This is a genomic window from Treponema saccharophilum DSM 2985 (assembly GCF_000255555.1).
GTDB classification, from domain to species: domain Bacteria; phylum Spirochaetota; class Spirochaetia; order Treponematales; family Treponemataceae; genus Treponema_D; species Treponema_D saccharophilum.
Genome location: NZ_AGRW01000053.1, coordinates 60,371 through 73,717, shown reverse-complemented (window position 1 = coordinate 73,717; position 13,347 = coordinate 60,371). Strand labels below are relative to the sequence as shown.

Below are 13,347 nucleotides of genomic sequence, written 5' to 3'. Positions count from 1 at the left end.
TATAAGGGGATTTGAGATGGACACAAAATTCAAAATCCGTAAGGATGATACGGTACAGGTAATTGCAGGAAAAGATAAGGGTAAGCGCGGAACTGTCGTTCGCGTTCTTACCAAGAAAGATGCAGTTATTGTATCGGGTGTTAATATCGTCAAGAAGACGATGAAAAGACGTAGCCAGCAGGAGCAGGGCGGCATTGCCGAAATCGAAGCTCCTTTGCATATCTCTAACGTTGCGATCGTGTGCAAGAAATGCGGTCCTACAAGAGTTGGTTATAAACTTGACGGCGACAAGAAGATTCGCGTCTGCCGTAAATGTGGAGAAGCTCTGTAATGGATAATTACGTACCACGGCTTAAGAAAGTCTACAAAGAAACTATCGCTCCCGAGCTCTTTAAGGAACTTGGATACACATCTGTGATGCAGATTCCGGTCATCAAAAAGGTGGTCGTGAGCATGGGTGTCGGCGAAGCTCTCGCAAACAAGAAACTCCTTGATGCCGCAGTTGCTGATATTACTCAGATCACTGGGCAGCATGCGGTAAAAACAAGAGCGAAGAAGAGCATTGCGAACTTCAAGCTCCGCGAGGGTAATGAAGTTGGTGTAATGGTTACATTGCGCGGTAATGTCATGTATGAATTCTTGGACCGCCTTATAAATGTTGCATTGCCCCGTGTAAAGGATTTCCGCGGAATCAAAGCTACTGGTTTTGATGGACACGGAAATTTCTCTCTTGGTATTACTGAACAGATTATCTTCCCAGAAATTGATTTTGATAAGATCACAAAGATTGCTGGTATGAATATATCTATCGTTACAAGTGCACGTACAGATGCTGAAGCTCGTGCTCTTCTTACTAAGTTCAGAATGCCGTTCAGAAAGTAGTGAGGAAGTCATGGCTAAGAAATCAATGATTATCAAGGCGAACCGCACTCCCAAGTATAAGACACGCGAGTACAATCGCTGTCAGATTTGTGGTCGCCCCCGCGGTTATTTGCGCAAGTTTAAAATGTGCCGTCTTTGCTTCCGCAAGTTGGCAAGTGAAGGCCTGTTGCCAGGCGTAACAAAATCTAGCTGGTAGTGGAGGAAAAGAAATGAGTGTATCAGACCCAATCGCAGACATGCTGACTAAGGTTCGTAACGCTGTTCAGGCTCGCCACGAGAATGTTGATGTTCCGACATCAAAACTCAAGCTGGAAATTGTTAAAATCCTGAAGACAGAAGGTTATATTAAGAATTTCAAGAAGGTTCAGGAGGAGAATAAAAATCTCATCCGTATCGTTTTGAAATACGATGATTCGAATGCTTCCGTAATCCACGGTCTTGAGAAGGTTTCAAAACCTGGTCGCCGTGTGTATTCTGGATATAAAGATTTGCCCCGCGTTTACAACGGTTTCGGTACTCTGATTGTTTCAACGTCAATCGGTGTAACGACTGGAAAGAAGGCCGCTGAGAAGCAGGTCGGTGGCGAAGTTATCTGCAAAGTGTGGTAATAGGAGTAAAAGATGTCAAAAATCGGAAAACTTCCTGTTGCTATTCCGGCAGGAGTTACAGTTTCTGTGAATTCTGGTCTTGTGACTGTTAAAGGTCCCAAGGGCGAATTGAAGCAGTCAATTGGAGATTTGGTTACTGTCGAGACAAAAGACGGTGAGCTTTGCGTCAAGGTTGCTAACGATTCAAAGGCGGCGAATGCTGCTCACGGTTTGTACCGCAACCTTATTCAGAACATGGTTACTGGCGTGACGACGGGCTTCTCAAAGTCCCTCATCATCACTGGTGTCGGTTACCGTGCTGAAGTTCAGGGAAAGAATCTCGTGATGAACCTTGGATACTCTTCCGAATTCATCGCAATCATTCCCGAAGGTCTTACTGTTGTCGCTGATTCTCAGGGAAAAATCACCATCAGCGGTATCAGCAAGCAGTTGGTCGGCGAGTTCAGCTCTCAGATTAGAAAGTTGCGTATGCCGGAGCCGTACAAAGGCAAGGGTATTCGTTACGAGACTGAAGTTATCAGACGCAAAGTCGGTAAGACTGGCGTAAAATAAGGTGTAACACATGTTTAAGAAACTTAATGATAAAGCTAGAAAGCGTTTGCATCGTAAGGTTCACATTCGTAAGTCAGTTTACGGAACTGCTGAGAGACCTCGCATGACTGTTACTCGCAGCAACACAAACCTTTATGTTCAGGTTATCAATGATGAGGAAGGTAAGACCCTCGCTTCAATCTCTACATTGGAGAAAGAGTTTGCCGACATCAAACCGAACACTGAAGGGGCTGCAAAACTCGGTGAGGCATTTGGAAAACGCCTGCAGGATAAGAGCATCACAACTGTCGTTTTTGATCGCAACGGTTATCTGTATCATGGTGTTGTAAAGGCCCTTGCTGATGGAACTCGCAAAGCGGGAATCATTTTCTAGGAGATTCTATGGAACGCCAGAATAAATTCGATAGAGATAGAAAAGAAGACCAGAAGGAATTCGTCGAGAAGCTCGTCAAGTTGAATCGCACTGCGAAGACTGTGAAGGGTGGACGCAGAATGTCTTTCTCAGCGTTGACTGTTGTCGGCGATGGAAAAGGTCGCGTTGGATACGGATTCGGCAAGGCAAACGACGTGTCTGAGGCTATCAGGAAGAGTATTGATCGTGCGAAGAGAAACTTGATAAATGTTCCCGTGAAGAACGGAACATTGCCGCACGATATGGTCGGTAACTACAAGAGCTCATCAATCCTTTTGAAGCCGGCTTGCGCTGGAACGGGAATCATCGCTGGTGGTACGGTTCGCGCAATTATGGATTCAATCGGAATCACTGATGTCATCTCGAAGTCATTGGGATCTTGTAGTCCGGTCAACGTTGTAAGGGCGACTTTCGACGCTCTTTCAAAGTTGATGGATGCGAAGGCTGTCGCTGCTAACAGGGGCAAGTCTTTGCAGGATATGTGGGGTTGATCATGGCAAAGACGATTAAAGTTACGCTTGTTAAGAGCCCGATTGGACAGAAGCCGGAGAAAAAGGCTACCGTTCGCAGTCTCGGTCTCAAGAAGCTCAATTCTTCTGTTGTCAAGGAAGATACACCCGTCATTCGCGGAATGGTTGCGGCTGTCGCTCACCTTGTGAAAGTAGAGGAGTCAAACTAATGGCAGATTTTATTTTGAATGCGCCGAAGGGTGCTAACAAGAAAAAGTTTATTGTTGGACGCGGTTCTTCTTCTGGAAATGGTACGACAGCAGGAAAGGGTAACAAGGGACAGCAGTCTCGTTCAGGTGGAAAAACCTATGTCGGTTTCGAAGGTGGACAGATGCCGCTCTACAGAAGAATCGCTCATCGCGGTTTTTCTAACTACCCGTTCAAGAAGGAATTCTCAATCATCAACGTCTGCATCCTTAACGAGGTTTTCGAGTCTGGAGAGACCGTAGACAAAGATTCTTTGGTTTCAAAGGGCTTGATCGACTCTGCTAAGGTTGCCGTGAAGATTCTCGGAAACGGTGAATTGACAAAGAAACTTACGGTTAATGTCGACAAGGTTTCTGCATCTGCAAAAACTAAGATTGAAGCCGCTGGTGGTAGTGTCGTTTCTTCAACCGAGGCCAAATAAAGGTAGCGTTGGGGATTCTGATGGCAAATAATCCTATAGTAAACATTTTCAAAATTAAGGAACTTCGCAATAAGTTGTTCTTTACTTTTGTGATTTTTGTAGTCTTTCGCTTGGGATGCGTCTTGACCATTCCAGGCATAGATGCAAGCGCGTTGATTACTTACTTTGATGAGCTCGTAAAACAGAATAAAAATGCGTTTGCCAGTTATATGGACTTTTTTGCCGGTGGAGCATTCTCTAATTTTTCTGTGTTTATGCTTGGGGTTATGCCCTATGTATCAACACAGATTATATTGCAGCTAGCACTGATTATTTTTCCGTCTTTGAAGAGGATTGCTCAAGAAGACGGAGGTCAGAGAAAAATTGCAGCGTGGACTCGGATTGGTACGGTTTTCGTATGTCTTATCCAGTCCCTCGCTGTGACTGTTTATGCGGACAGCATTCCCGGTGCGATTATCATCGAGAATCATCTGGCATTCAGATTGTTGGCAATGCTCACTGTGACCACGGGTGCGATGGTGACAGTTTGGTTGGGAGATTTGATTACGGAACACGGAATTGGCAACGGTATTTCGATGCTTATTTTCGCTGGTATCGTCGCGCGTCTCCCGAATGCCGTTATTGAGCTTGGTGACAAGGTTAGTAAGGGCGAAATCAATGCTGTTTTCGTTATTGTCGTTTTGTTGATGTTTGCAGGTATCATCGCCTTGGTTGTCTTCGAACAGCGTGGTGAGCGTCGTATTCCTGTGCATTATGCGAAACGCGTGGTCGGTAAAAAAATGTATGGTGGTCAAAGCACGTACATACCGTTCAAGATTAATCCGTCCGGTGTGATTCCTGTTATTTTTGCATCTTCATTTTTGACGTTCCCGCTTCAGATTGTTTCCAGCATCGGTAACAATCAGGCATCGGCTCGTTGGATTTCAAAGCTTTCAGTGATTTTGACTCCGACAGGCTGGTGGTACAATATCCTTTTGGTTCTTCTGATAATCTTCTTTGCGTATTTCTATACGCAGGTTACGTTGAATCCGACGGAAATTGCGAAGCAGATTCGCGAGAATGGCGGTTCGATTCCCGGTATCAGGATTGATAAAACGGAAGAGTATATGCAGCGCGTCTTGAATCGCTTGATTCTTCCCGGTTCGCTGTATCTTGCTTTGATAGCGGTTTTGCCTACTATCATTCAGAATATTTTTGAATTCCCGCAGTCGATAGCGATGTTGATGGGCGGAACTTCCTTGCTGATTCTTGTCGGTGTTGACCTTGATACGATGAATCAGGTTGATGCTGTTTTGAAAATGCATCATGTTGATGGATTGGTGAAGAAGGGTAGCTTGAAATCTCACCGATTGTAAAATTGCGTGTTTTTCATTATTCTGACTAAGAAAAGAGATTTGTTTTGCATGATAAGTGTAGAACAAATCTCTCGTTTTATGGTAAACTAAACTTCCAAATTGTGACTTATTGCAAGTCGCTATGGTTTGGTTGTATTTTTATTTATCTGGGGGACTTTATGAAAGTTCGTACAAGTGTTAAGCCCATCTGTGATAAATGCAAGGTTATTAAGAGAAATGGTATCATTCGTATCATTTGCACTAATCCGAAGCATAAACAGAGACAGGGTTGAGGAGTGATTGATGGCTCGTATAGCAGGAGTTGATCTTCCGAATAAGCATGTTGTTATTGCGTTGACCTACATCTACGGAATTGGTCGGTCATCTGCAAAACTTATTTGCGAGAAGACGAAAATTGATCCGAACAAAATGTTGAACGATTTGGATCAGGATGAGCAGGCGAAACTTCGTACTATCATTGATGAGGAGTACAAGGTTGAGGGACATCTGAGAAGTGAGATTGGTCTCAATATCAAGAGACTTATGGATATCGGATGTTACAGAGGATTGAGGCATCGCAAGGGTCTCCCTGTTCGTGGACAGAGGACTCGCACGAATTCTCGTACTCGCAAGGGTAAGAAAAAGACTGTTGCTAACAAGAAAAAGGCAGTCTGAGTAGTTGGAGGATAGAGTAAATGCCTAACGTAAAGAAACGAAAGGAAAAGAAGAGCGTATACGAAGGTAACGTTTATATTCAGGCTACGTTCAACAATACCATTGTGACCATTACAGATATGAAAGGAAATGCGCTTTCTTGGGCGTCATCAGGTGGACTTGGATTCCGCGGCGCTAAGAAGTCAACTCCTTTCGCAGCTCAGACCGTTACGGAAACTGCTGTTCAGAAGGCTGTCAGCTATGGTATCCGCGAGGTTCATGTTTTCGTGAAGGGACCTGGTGTCGGTCGCGAGAATGCTGTTCGCTCATTGGGCGCTTTGGGATTGAAGGTGAAATCCATCTCGGATGTAACTCCTATTCCTCATAATGGATGTAGACCAAGAAAGACTCGCCGTATGTAGCGAAGTCTCTCGTTCGCATGCAATGCGGACGATTGCAACTTTGTCTTCATTCATTTTTGGTTTTATAACAACATAAAAGGGGTTCGGATGGCTCGTCAAAATCTGCTCAAGGGCTTCAAAAAGCCGAAGAGCATACAGTTTGATCATCTTGAAAATAATCCTAACTACGGGAAATTTGAAGCTTCTCCGTTTGAGACTGGATTCGGTACGACGATTGGGAACACTCTCCGTCGCGTATTGTTGTCCTCGATTCAGGGGTATGCTATATCTGCGGTGAGAATTACTTGGTATGATGCGGATGAGGTTCCTCATTGCATTTCGAGTGAATTCGAAGCGATTCCGGATATTTCAGAAGATACCTTGGAAGTTTTGAACAGCTTGAAGTTGCTTCGTTTGCGCCTTGCTGACGATGCGGAACACGGTACGTTTGATTTCGAATTCAAGGGTCCGGGAACTGTTTGCAGCAATGATTTCGCAAAAGAAGGTCAGCTTGAGATTCTTTCCGAGAATGTTCCTATCTTCACTATGATGGAGAACGCTCGTTTGGATATCGAGGTTCAGGTTGATTTGGGAAGAGGGTATGTTCCCGCTGAGGTGCATGAGCACTATAGCGAGGTGGTCGGTACCATCCCCATGGATTCAATCTTTACTCCTGTCCATAAGGTCAAGTATCAGATTGAGCCTTGCCGCATCGGTCAGAGAAATGACTACGACAAGCTCGTTCTTGAGATTTGGACTGATGGAACGATAAAGCCGGAAGATGCTTTGGCTGAAGCCGCGAAAATTGCAAAAGAGCATTTTTCGATTTTTGTCAATTTCAACGACTCTGATGTTTCGTCGAGCGATGACTTGGATGAGGACGATGAGAAAGTTCGTCAGTTCCTCAATAGGTCCGTCGAGGAACTTGAGCTTTCTGTTCGCTCCGCGAATTGTCTCAAAAATGCGAATATCCGCACTTTTGGCGAGTTGACGAAGAAAACAGAAGAGGAAATTGCAAAAACCCGTAATTTTGGTAAGAAAAGCCTTGAGGAAATCAAGGAGAGACTTGCTAGGGAAGGATTGTCGCTCGGCATGACTGACTACAGCCAGTTGAAGAGCATCGTCAATTCAAAACCTGCACAAAAGGAAAACTCTAATGAATCATAAGAATGGTTTTAATCCACTTTCACGCTCAACAGCACACCGCCGTGCTATGTCGCGTAATATGGTTACTTCACTCCTTAGATTTGAACGCATCACGACAACAAGCTCAAAAGCTAAGGAAGTTCGCAAAGCAGCTGAGAAGCTGATTACCCGTGCGAAGGTTGACAGTGTTCACAACCGCCGCATCGTTGCAAAATTCATACAGGACGAGAAAATCTTGAACAAATTGTTCACGGAAGTTGGTCCTCGCATGAAGGAGCGCAACGGTGGTTATACTCGCATCCTCAAGCTCGGCTTCAGGCAGGGCGATGCGGCTGATGTCGTCATCCTTGAGTTGGTTGACTACAAGTTGCCGTCTGATGAGAATGTCGAGGCAGAGAAGAAGCCTGCTAAGAAGGCAAAGAAGGCTGCGCCAAAAGCAGAGTCAGCTGAAGCTTCAAAATAAGGGGTGAGAAATGTCTAAGGCACATCGCGGAACAGGTATTCGTAGCGAAGTCAATCACGGTCGTGGAAAATGCCCACGCTGTGGAAACGAGAACGTAAAAGTTCTCTATGAAAAAGAAATCGATGGCAATTCTGTGAAGATTTGTAAGGTTTGCAATGCCGCATTGAAGAATATTGCCAGGAAAGAAGCTCGCGCCGTGAAGGCCGAAGCTGCTGCAACAGAACAGGCGTAATCGCATTTTGTTTTGTTCATGCCACCCTTTTTCAAGGGTGGCTTTATTTTTTTTGCGGGTGTCGTTGCCGTCGGGGCGCAGTCCATTTTAAGGGCGAGGTTCTCTTTTTGTGTTATATTTGACGGCATGTATTCAACAGATTTGTTTGACAGCGCATATCTCAGGTTCATGCGCAACTATCTGGAGACTTTTTCTGTCAGCGACGTCGTCGCAATGTTCCGTGAAGGCGGTATCAGAACGACGTCGGAGGAAGTTGAGGAATGCCTTGAGTCCGATTGCTATTCGATTCCCCTTGAGGACGGTCAGTATATCACTCGTGCGGGGGCTTTTTCCGGGCAGTTCTTTACTTTCGTTCCGACGGTGCAGGAAATAGAGCAGGGGGTCGTCGTTCCCGGGGATAGGTGCATCCCGTTTGTAGACCAGAAGCTTTTTCCGTGCGACATAATCTTCTCATTCAACAAAAACGTCCTTCCGGAAAAGAAACTCGAAGTCGATGCGAATTCCGTCTATGATTATTTTTCATTGACCGATATCGACATATTCTCGCAGTATCTCGACGCGGATCCCGTGAACAGAAATCTCCATATCGCCGACATGGATTACATGTTGCCGTACAATTTCGGCATGACCGGATTCGATTTCGGCGAGATTTTCAGGATTACGAAATTCCGGCCCGGCGACAGGATGCTCGCGTACGTCAGCGATTGGGATCGCGGTATCGTCGAAATTCTTCCTCTCAAGATTTTTTTCGAGCGGCGCATGGGGAACGTGAGCCGGATTGATTTGGAACTGGCGAAAAAGTCGTGGTTCGAGCTTCTGGAAAAACTCCTTCTTGAAAGCTTCGACAGGCACGGGCCGTGCGAGAGCATCGACATGCAGCTTATGCTCGTTTTCTTTGAGAACGCGAACAGGCTGTGCGTCCCGCTCGGCGGCTCGATTGCTGAATTCCTGGAATGGACCGACAAGATTGGAATCGAGTTTTACGGCGTCGAGAGGCGTCTGTGGCGGAAAGGGGAGATTGTGGAAATCGACGTGAACAGCATCGTCACGCCGTTTTACGATGTCCCGGATTTCGTCATAGATTCGTTCATCATGGATTCGCTTTTCAGCAAGGAGAACATTTCCGACAAGGAGCTTATCGAGCGGATAATACCGGAATCGATGGATTTGTCGCCGCGGATGCAGTCAACATATTCGTTGCAAATCGAAAATAGACGTGCTAAACTACGAAAATCTTACAATTGGTTTGCGGATTTCGCATTTGGTGAGTTCCGGCACCGTTCCATCGCATTGTATTCCGATATTCGGGACTTGTTTTTCAGTTTCGATTGCACCGAATCGGAATTCGAGTCGTTCCCGCGCGATGAATTCGTGATGCTCGCCCAATTGTACTCGCACACGATGGATTTGCTCGACCTGATTGACGAGGCGGGCGATCCCGATGGGGAAGAGCCTTCGGATGAGGAGATGAGCTCCGCGCAGATTTCTTTGGAGGGGATGGAATTTTCATTCTACGACATCCGCCCTGTCCTTCTTGAATCGTATGAGCGCGTGAGACGCGGAAGATTTTCCCTTTTGTCGTGAATCCATCCCGGAACGCGGGTTTCGGGCAATGCGTGTGCTTCCTCATGCAAAAAGCCGTTCGGGGGCGGAGCTTCCGCCTTCTCTGCGGTTTTATTTTTGTTTTTATGGAGTTTTTTATGGACTTGAATGGAATTGCTGCTGTTGCAAAATCTATCCGCAGCCTGTCAATCGATGCCATCCAGAAGGCGAACTCAGGCCACCCTGGACTTCCGCTCGGATGCGCAGAGCTGGCTGCTGTTTTGTACGGAGAAATCCTGAAACACAATCCGGCTGATTCAAAGTGGGCAGACCGCGATCGTTTCGTTCTTTCTGCGGGACATGGTTCTATGCTCTTGTATTCGATTCTTCACTTGAGCGGATACAAAGTCAGCCTTGATGACATACAGTCGTTCCGTCAAGTCGGCTCAAAATGCCCGGGACATCCGGAATTCGGATGGACTGACGGCGTCGAGAATACCTCGGGACCTCTTGGGCAGGGAATCGCGATCGGCGTCGGAATGGCGCTCGCAGAAACGATGCTTGCCGCGAAATTCAATACCGAAAAGCGCACGATTGTAGACCACTACACGTATGTTCTTTCCGGCGAGGGATGCCTTGAGGAAGGCGTTTCTTCCGAGGCGTCTTCTTTTGCGGGCCATAACAAACTCGGAAAACTTATCGTATTCTACGACCAGAACAAAATTTCTATAGACGGCTCCACCGACATCACGTTTACCGAGGACATCGGAAAGAGATACGAGGCGTACGGATGGCAGGTTTTGAGGGGCGACATGTACGATGTCGAAGGCATCGCCAAGCTTGTTGAGCAGGCAAAAGCCGAGACCGAGAAGCCGACTCTCATCATGCTCAAATCCGTCATCGGCAAATTCGCTCCGAAGCAGGGAACTCCTTCTGTCCACGGCGAGCCGTTGGGCGTCGACGACGTTGCCGCCACAAAGAAGAACCTCGGCTTGAATCCTGACGAATTCTTCCAGGTGGACCCGGAAGCGTACAAATATTTCGAAGGCAAGAAGGCGGATTTCGCGAAGAAAGAGGAAGACTGGAAAAAAGAGTTCGACGCTTGGGCGAAAGAGAATCCGGAGCTTGCGAAACAGTGGAAGGCCAGCTTCGATGGGGCTGAGGACGGAACTGCCGATGACCCGAAATACGAGGTCGGAAAGTCTGTTGCGACCAGAACCGCTTCCGGCGACATGATAAACGCCATGGGGCTCCGCTATTCATATCTCGTCGGCGGCTCCGCTGACTTGAAGGGCTCGAACAAGTCGGGCATGAAGTGCGACGGCGGAACGTACACGCCCGATAACCGCGCGGGACGCTCAATCGAGTACGGAATCAGGGAATTCGGAATGGCGAGCATCGCCCTCGGAATGAGCGCGCACGGCGGAATCAGGCCGTTCGTCGCGACATACCTCGTCTTCTCCGACTACATGCGCCCATCAATCCGCGTTGCCGCATTGATGAAGCAGCCCGTCATATACGATTTGACGCACGATTCCATCTACGTCGGCGAGGACGGCCCCACTCATCAGCCGATAGAGCATCTTTCTTCACTCCGCGCTATTCCGAACGTCCAAGTTCTTCGTCCGGGCGATGCGGAGGAGACTGTCGTCGCGTGGAACATGGCGATGGCGTCCAAAGACCATCCGGTCGTGTTCGCGCTCACGAGGCAGAACGTTCCCGTCTACGCGAAGGAAGATTCGTCATGGAAGGAGAATGCTGTCCGCGGCGCGTACGTCGTGAAGAAGGGCGGCGACAACCCCGACGTGACGGTTATCGCGACCGGCTCCGAGGTTTCGATGGCGCTGGAAGCTGCCGCGAAGGTTTCCGGAAAAAGCGTCCGCGTCGTTTCCGTTCTCGACAAAACGCTCTTCGAGCGCCAGAACGATTCGTTCAGGGATTCCGTTCTCGGAAAGTCGTCGCGGAAAATCGTGGTGGAAGCCGGAGTGAGAAACGGCTGGGAATTCTACGTTTCTGACCGCAAGGACTTGTTCACAATCGACAGGTTCGGCGAGAGCGGCCCCGCAAAGAAAGTCGCAGAGTCGCTCGGCTTCACCGCGGAAAAACTCGCCTCGCTTATCGAGTCGTAAAACAAAAAAGGCGGATCGTCGCATTTGATGATTCGCTGGATGGAAAATCCCGTCGGATTCGGCGGGATTTTTTTTACGATTCCGCGAAAATGCCATATCATTCATATCATGAACGTGTTCTACAATTTCGACACCGAAAAAAACAGATGGAACGAGCCGGTCGCGGGAATCGCCGTTCCGCAGGCGTTCGTTCCGTTCGACAATATTCGGAAAAGCGGCTGGTGTGCCGTCCACAGAAAATGGGAAATCGTGACGATTGTCGGCGGAAAAAGCGTTTTCTCATGCGGATTTCCCGTGGCGGGGCATCTCTCCCTTCTTCGCGCGTGGACTGACAACCAGATGATTCTTGAGTCGAATCCGGACGCGTTCTTTTTGAGCGCGAGCAAGCTGATGAGCTATTCGGACATACACGACGGCAGGATTTATCAGATAAACAATTCGTTCACCAAGTATTTCGATTTTATGAGCGGGCGGATTTATCACCGGCGCGATTTCGATTTTACCGACATCCCGGAATTCCTCCAGCGGCGCATCGAGTGCATCCTCGAGACGTTCTGCGCGCGGCTTTTTGGCGTGAAGCTGCACGTCCCGAAAGGTCTTTTTGCCGAGTTCGTGCGCTTTCCGTCGTGCCCGCAGTTTTCGGAAATTGCGCCGCTCGTTGACGGAATCGGGAAATTTTCGTTCAGGACGGACATAAATTTGTTCAAGGATTTCTGCGCGATAATGAAAATCCGCGAGAGCAAGCAGCTCCGCCGAGATTTCCAGAAAAAACCGCGGGCGATTCTCCTCCATGCGATGGCGCAGTTTGTCGGGTTCAGGGACGCGAACGCAATCAAGGTAATTGCGGGAAACGAGAGTCTGTACAAGCGTTTCGCCGAAAAAGGGCAGCTCCGGTTCTCAATCGTCCGACGCTGCGTCTACGTGCGCGACGCTTTCTATTCCGTTCACGGCGTGTCGTACAATTTCAACATGCTCAACGGGCTCCGGCTTTGGGTTCAGAACGCGCTCACTGACAAAACGCAGATTGTCGTCGCGAAGCGGTTCGTGAAATTCATGTCGTCCGAGCCGTTCGACATTATGAAGGACGCCGTGGAGCTGTACGACAAGAACGCGCGCGATTTGCCCGTTCCGCTCCACGAGAGAATCCTCAAGGAGGGGATGACCGCTCAGATGCACGACCAGATGCTCGAGCTTTTCCAGCCCGATTTCTGGGGCGGCTACACGAGCAACGAGCCGCATGTCGTGAACGAGGATATAAAATACGGAAAAGAAACGGAGCGGCTTGAGGAGATAATCCGAAAAGATGAAGTTGCCGAAGGGTTTGAGAATATCGAATACACGAGCGAGGACGTTCGGAAAAACAAGCTTATGATGGCGAAGGCTGCGCGGATGGCGGAAAAACTTGACGACGACATGATGGAGGATGGCGTTTCCGAAGACGGCGACGACTACGATGAGCCTTTTCTTGAGGCGGAGCTTGAGCTGCCCGAAATACAGCGGAAGACGGGGCTCGGCTCGAATCTCATGAAACGGGGGAATGACGGCGACTTCTTCTTCATCCTTCCGAGGACGACGGACGAGATGTACGAGATAAGCACCGAGCTGAGGAATTGCGTCGGCTATCTTTACAGAAGCAAGGTTCTTTCCGGGGAGTGCGCGATTGTCGTCCTCTCGCATCTGAAAAAACTTCGCGCGTGCTTCGAAATCCGCCAGAACAATGAGACGTTCGCGTATGAGATTGTCCAGGCGAGCGGAGCCTGCAACGGTCCGATTCTTCCGAGGTACAAGGGCGTTATAGAGGAATGGATGAAGCGTAAGAACCTCTCCGCGAAATACGAGATACGGTACCGGTGAA

The 13,347-nt window shown here is 48.2% G+C and carries 19 protein-coding genes; all 19 read left to right on the top strand.

Features of this window, described 5'->3' with window-relative positions; genetic code table 11:
• The first annotated feature begins 16 nt into the window (after nucleotides 1–16).
• The 19 genes from rplX to TRESADRAFT_RS11850 all read left to right on the top strand — a co-directional run bounded on the left by rplX (nucleotide 17) and on the right by TRESADRAFT_RS11850 (nucleotide 13,346).
• Nucleotides 17–331 (top strand): 50S ribosomal protein L24, encoded by a 315-nt coding sequence (gene rplX, locus TRESADRAFT_RS11930; protein WP_002706000.1) that lies wholly within the window; start codon nucleotides 17–19, stop codon nucleotides 329–331.
• The gene (rplE, locus tag TRESADRAFT_RS11925) at nucleotides 331–882 is read left to right on the top strand and encodes a 50S ribosomal protein L5 (RefSeq protein ID WP_002705998.1); all 552 of its coding nucleotides are present in this window, start codon (nucleotides 331–333) and stop codon (nucleotides 880–882) included. Before rplX ends, rplE begins: the two co-directional genes overlap by 1 nt.
• A gap of 10 nt (nucleotides 883–892) precedes the next feature.
• Nucleotides 893–1,078: a type Z 30S ribosomal protein S14 gene (locus TRESADRAFT_RS15740; RefSeq protein ID WP_002705996.1), complete on the top strand. Its 186-nt coding sequence runs from the start codon at nucleotides 893–895 to the stop codon at nucleotides 1,076–1,078.
• A gap of 13 nt (nucleotides 1,079–1,091) precedes the next feature.
• Nucleotides 1,092–1,490 (top strand): 30S ribosomal protein S8, encoded by a 399-nt coding sequence (gene rpsH / locus TRESADRAFT_RS11920; RefSeq protein WP_002705995.1) that lies wholly within the window; start codon nucleotides 1,092–1,094, stop codon nucleotides 1,488–1,490.
• Nucleotides 1,491–1,502: 12 nt separating this feature from the next.
• Entirely contained in the window at nucleotides 1,503–2,042 is a 540-nt protein-coding gene (rplF, locus tag TRESADRAFT_RS11915) for a 50S ribosomal protein L6 (RefSeq protein ID WP_002705993.1), read from the top strand.
• A 10-nt stretch (nucleotides 2,043–2,052) separates the two neighbouring features.
• A complete protein-coding gene (rplR, locus tag TRESADRAFT_RS11910) occupies nucleotides 2,053–2,415 on the top strand; it encodes a 50S ribosomal protein L18 (protein ID WP_040843066.1) in 363 nt (120 codons plus the stop codon).
• Between the two features lie 8 nt (nucleotides 2,416–2,423).
• Nucleotides 2,424–2,945, top strand: coding sequence for a 30S ribosomal protein S5 (gene rpsE, locus TRESADRAFT_RS11905; RefSeq protein ID WP_002705989.1), 522 nt, complete (start codon nucleotides 2,424–2,426; stop codon nucleotides 2,943–2,945).
• 2 nt (nucleotides 2,946–2,947) lie between these two features.
• On the top strand, nucleotides 2,948–3,133 hold the full coding sequence (rpmD, locus tag TRESADRAFT_RS11900) for a 50S ribosomal protein L30 (protein ID WP_002705987.1): 186 nt from the start codon (nucleotides 2,948–2,950) through the stop codon (nucleotides 3,131–3,133).
• Nucleotides 3,133–3,591 carry a 50S ribosomal protein L15 gene (gene rplO / locus TRESADRAFT_RS11895; RefSeq protein WP_002705985.1) on the top strand — a complete coding sequence of 153 codons (459 nt, stop codon included), beginning with the start codon at nucleotides 3,133–3,135 and terminating at the stop codon, nucleotides 3,589–3,591. The genes rpmD and rplO overlap by 1 nt, the downstream gene beginning before the upstream one ends.
• A 20-nt stretch (nucleotides 3,592–3,611) precedes the next feature.
• A complete protein-coding gene (gene secY / locus TRESADRAFT_RS11890; RefSeq protein WP_040843064.1) occupies nucleotides 3,612–4,946 on the top strand; it encodes a preprotein translocase subunit SecY in 1,335 nt (444 codons plus the stop codon).
• Nucleotides 4,947–5,104: 158 nt separating this feature from the next.
• On the top strand, nucleotides 5,105–5,218 hold the full coding sequence (gene rpmJ / locus TRESADRAFT_RS15735; RefSeq protein ID WP_081478566.1) for a 50S ribosomal protein L36: 114 nt from the start codon (nucleotides 5,105–5,107) through the stop codon (nucleotides 5,216–5,218).
• A 10-nt stretch (nucleotides 5,219–5,228) separates the two neighbouring features.
• Nucleotides 5,229–5,600, top strand: coding sequence for a 30S ribosomal protein S13 (gene rpsM, locus TRESADRAFT_RS11885; RefSeq protein WP_002705981.1), 372 nt, complete (start codon nucleotides 5,229–5,231; stop codon nucleotides 5,598–5,600).
• Nucleotides 5,601–5,620: 20 nt separating this feature from the next.
• Nucleotides 5,621–6,001, top strand: a complete 381-nt coding sequence (gene rpsK, locus TRESADRAFT_RS11880) for a 30S ribosomal protein S11 (protein ID WP_002705980.1) — start codon at nucleotides 5,621–5,623, stop codon at nucleotides 5,999–6,001.
• A gap of 87 nt (nucleotides 6,002–6,088) precedes the next feature.
• A complete protein-coding gene (locus TRESADRAFT_RS11875; RefSeq protein WP_002705979.1) occupies nucleotides 6,089–7,147 on the top strand; it encodes a DNA-directed RNA polymerase subunit alpha in 1,059 nt (352 codons plus the stop codon).
• Nucleotides 7,137–7,589, top strand: coding sequence for a 50S ribosomal protein L17 (gene rplQ, locus TRESADRAFT_RS11870; protein WP_002705977.1), 453 nt, complete (start codon nucleotides 7,137–7,139; stop codon nucleotides 7,587–7,589). The genes TRESADRAFT_RS11875 and rplQ overlap by 11 nt, the downstream gene beginning before the upstream one ends.
• Nucleotides 7,590–7,599: 10 nt before the next feature.
• Nucleotides 7,600–7,821 carry a hypothetical protein gene (locus tag TRESADRAFT_RS11865; protein ID WP_040843061.1) on the top strand — a complete coding sequence of 74 codons (222 nt, stop codon included), beginning with the start codon at nucleotides 7,600–7,602 and terminating at the stop codon, nucleotides 7,819–7,821.
• A 126-nt stretch (nucleotides 7,822–7,947) separates the two neighbouring features.
• On the top strand, nucleotides 7,948–9,405 hold the full coding sequence (locus TRESADRAFT_RS11860) for a hypothetical protein (RefSeq protein ID WP_040843059.1): 1,458 nt from the start codon (nucleotides 7,948–7,950) through the stop codon (nucleotides 9,403–9,405).
• 116 nt (nucleotides 9,406–9,521) lie between these two features.
• Nucleotides 9,522–11,492, top strand: coding sequence for a transketolase (gene tkt, locus TRESADRAFT_RS11855; protein WP_002705973.1), 1,971 nt, complete (start codon nucleotides 9,522–9,524; stop codon nucleotides 11,490–11,492).
• Between the two features lie 108 nt (nucleotides 11,493–11,600).
• On the top strand, nucleotides 11,601–13,346 hold the full coding sequence (locus TRESADRAFT_RS11850) for a PcfJ domain-containing protein (protein ID WP_159100067.1): 1,746 nt from the start codon (nucleotides 11,601–11,603) through the stop codon (nucleotides 13,344–13,346).
• The last annotated feature ends 1 nt before the right edge of the window (nucleotide 13,347 follow it).

What these genes read in the sequence shown, in the direction of transcription:
- secY (WP_040843064.1), top strand. Translation starts at nt 3,612, where the DNA reads ATGGCAAATAATCCTATAGTAAACATTTTCAAAATTAAGGAACTTCGC.
- TRESADRAFT_RS11850 (WP_159100067.1), top strand. Translation starts at nt 11,601, where the DNA reads ATGAACGTGTTCTACAATTTCGACACCGAAAAAAACAGATGGAACGAG.
- rpsE (WP_002705989.1), top strand. Translation starts at nt 2,424, where the DNA reads ATGGAACGCCAGAATAAATTCGATAGAGATAGAAAAGAAGACCAGAAG.
- rpsH (WP_002705995.1), top strand. Translation starts at nt 1,092, where the DNA reads ATGAGTGTATCAGACCCAATCGCAGACATGCTGACTAAGGTTCGTAAC.
- TRESADRAFT_RS11865 (WP_040843061.1), top strand. Translation starts at nt 7,600, where the DNA reads ATGTCTAAGGCACATCGCGGAACAGGTATTCGTAGCGAAGTCAATCAC.
- TRESADRAFT_RS11875 (WP_002705979.1), top strand. Translation starts at nt 6,089, where the DNA reads ATGGCTCGTCAAAATCTGCTCAAGGGCTTCAAAAAGCCGAAGAGCATA.
- rplQ (WP_002705977.1), top strand. Translation starts at nt 7,137, where the DNA reads ATGAATCATAAGAATGGTTTTAATCCACTTTCACGCTCAACAGCACAC.
- rpmJ (WP_081478566.1), top strand. Translation starts at nt 5,105, where the DNA reads ATGAAAGTTCGTACAAGTGTTAAGCCCATCTGTGATAAATGCAAGGTT.
- rpsK (WP_002705980.1), top strand. Translation starts at nt 5,621, where the DNA reads ATGCCTAACGTAAAGAAACGAAAGGAAAAGAAGAGCGTATACGAAGGT.
- rplX (WP_002706000.1), top strand. Translation starts at nt 17, where the DNA reads ATGGACACAAAATTCAAAATCCGTAAGGATGATACGGTACAGGTAATT.
- rpmD (WP_002705987.1), top strand. Translation starts at nt 2,948, where the DNA reads ATGGCAAAGACGATTAAAGTTACGCTTGTTAAGAGCCCGATTGGACAG.
- rplE (WP_002705998.1), top strand. Translation starts at nt 331, where the DNA reads ATGGATAATTACGTACCACGGCTTAAGAAAGTCTACAAAGAAACTATC.
- rplF (WP_002705993.1), top strand. Translation starts at nt 1,503, where the DNA reads ATGTCAAAAATCGGAAAACTTCCTGTTGCTATTCCGGCAGGAGTTACA.
- tkt (WP_002705973.1), top strand. Translation starts at nt 9,522, where the DNA reads ATGGACTTGAATGGAATTGCTGCTGTTGCAAAATCTATCCGCAGCCTG.
- rpsM (WP_002705981.1), top strand. Translation starts at nt 5,229, where the DNA reads ATGGCTCGTATAGCAGGAGTTGATCTTCCGAATAAGCATGTTGTTATT.
- rplR (WP_040843066.1), top strand. Translation starts at nt 2,053, where the DNA reads ATGTTTAAGAAACTTAATGATAAAGCTAGAAAGCGTTTGCATCGTAAG.
- TRESADRAFT_RS11860 (WP_040843059.1), top strand. Translation starts at nt 7,948, where the DNA reads ATGTATTCAACAGATTTGTTTGACAGCGCATATCTCAGGTTCATGCGC.
- rplO (WP_002705985.1), top strand. Translation starts at nt 3,133, where the DNA reads ATGGCAGATTTTATTTTGAATGCGCCGAAGGGTGCTAACAAGAAAAAG.
- TRESADRAFT_RS15740 (WP_002705996.1), top strand. Translation starts at nt 893, where the DNA reads ATGGCTAAGAAATCAATGATTATCAAGGCGAACCGCACTCCCAAGTAT.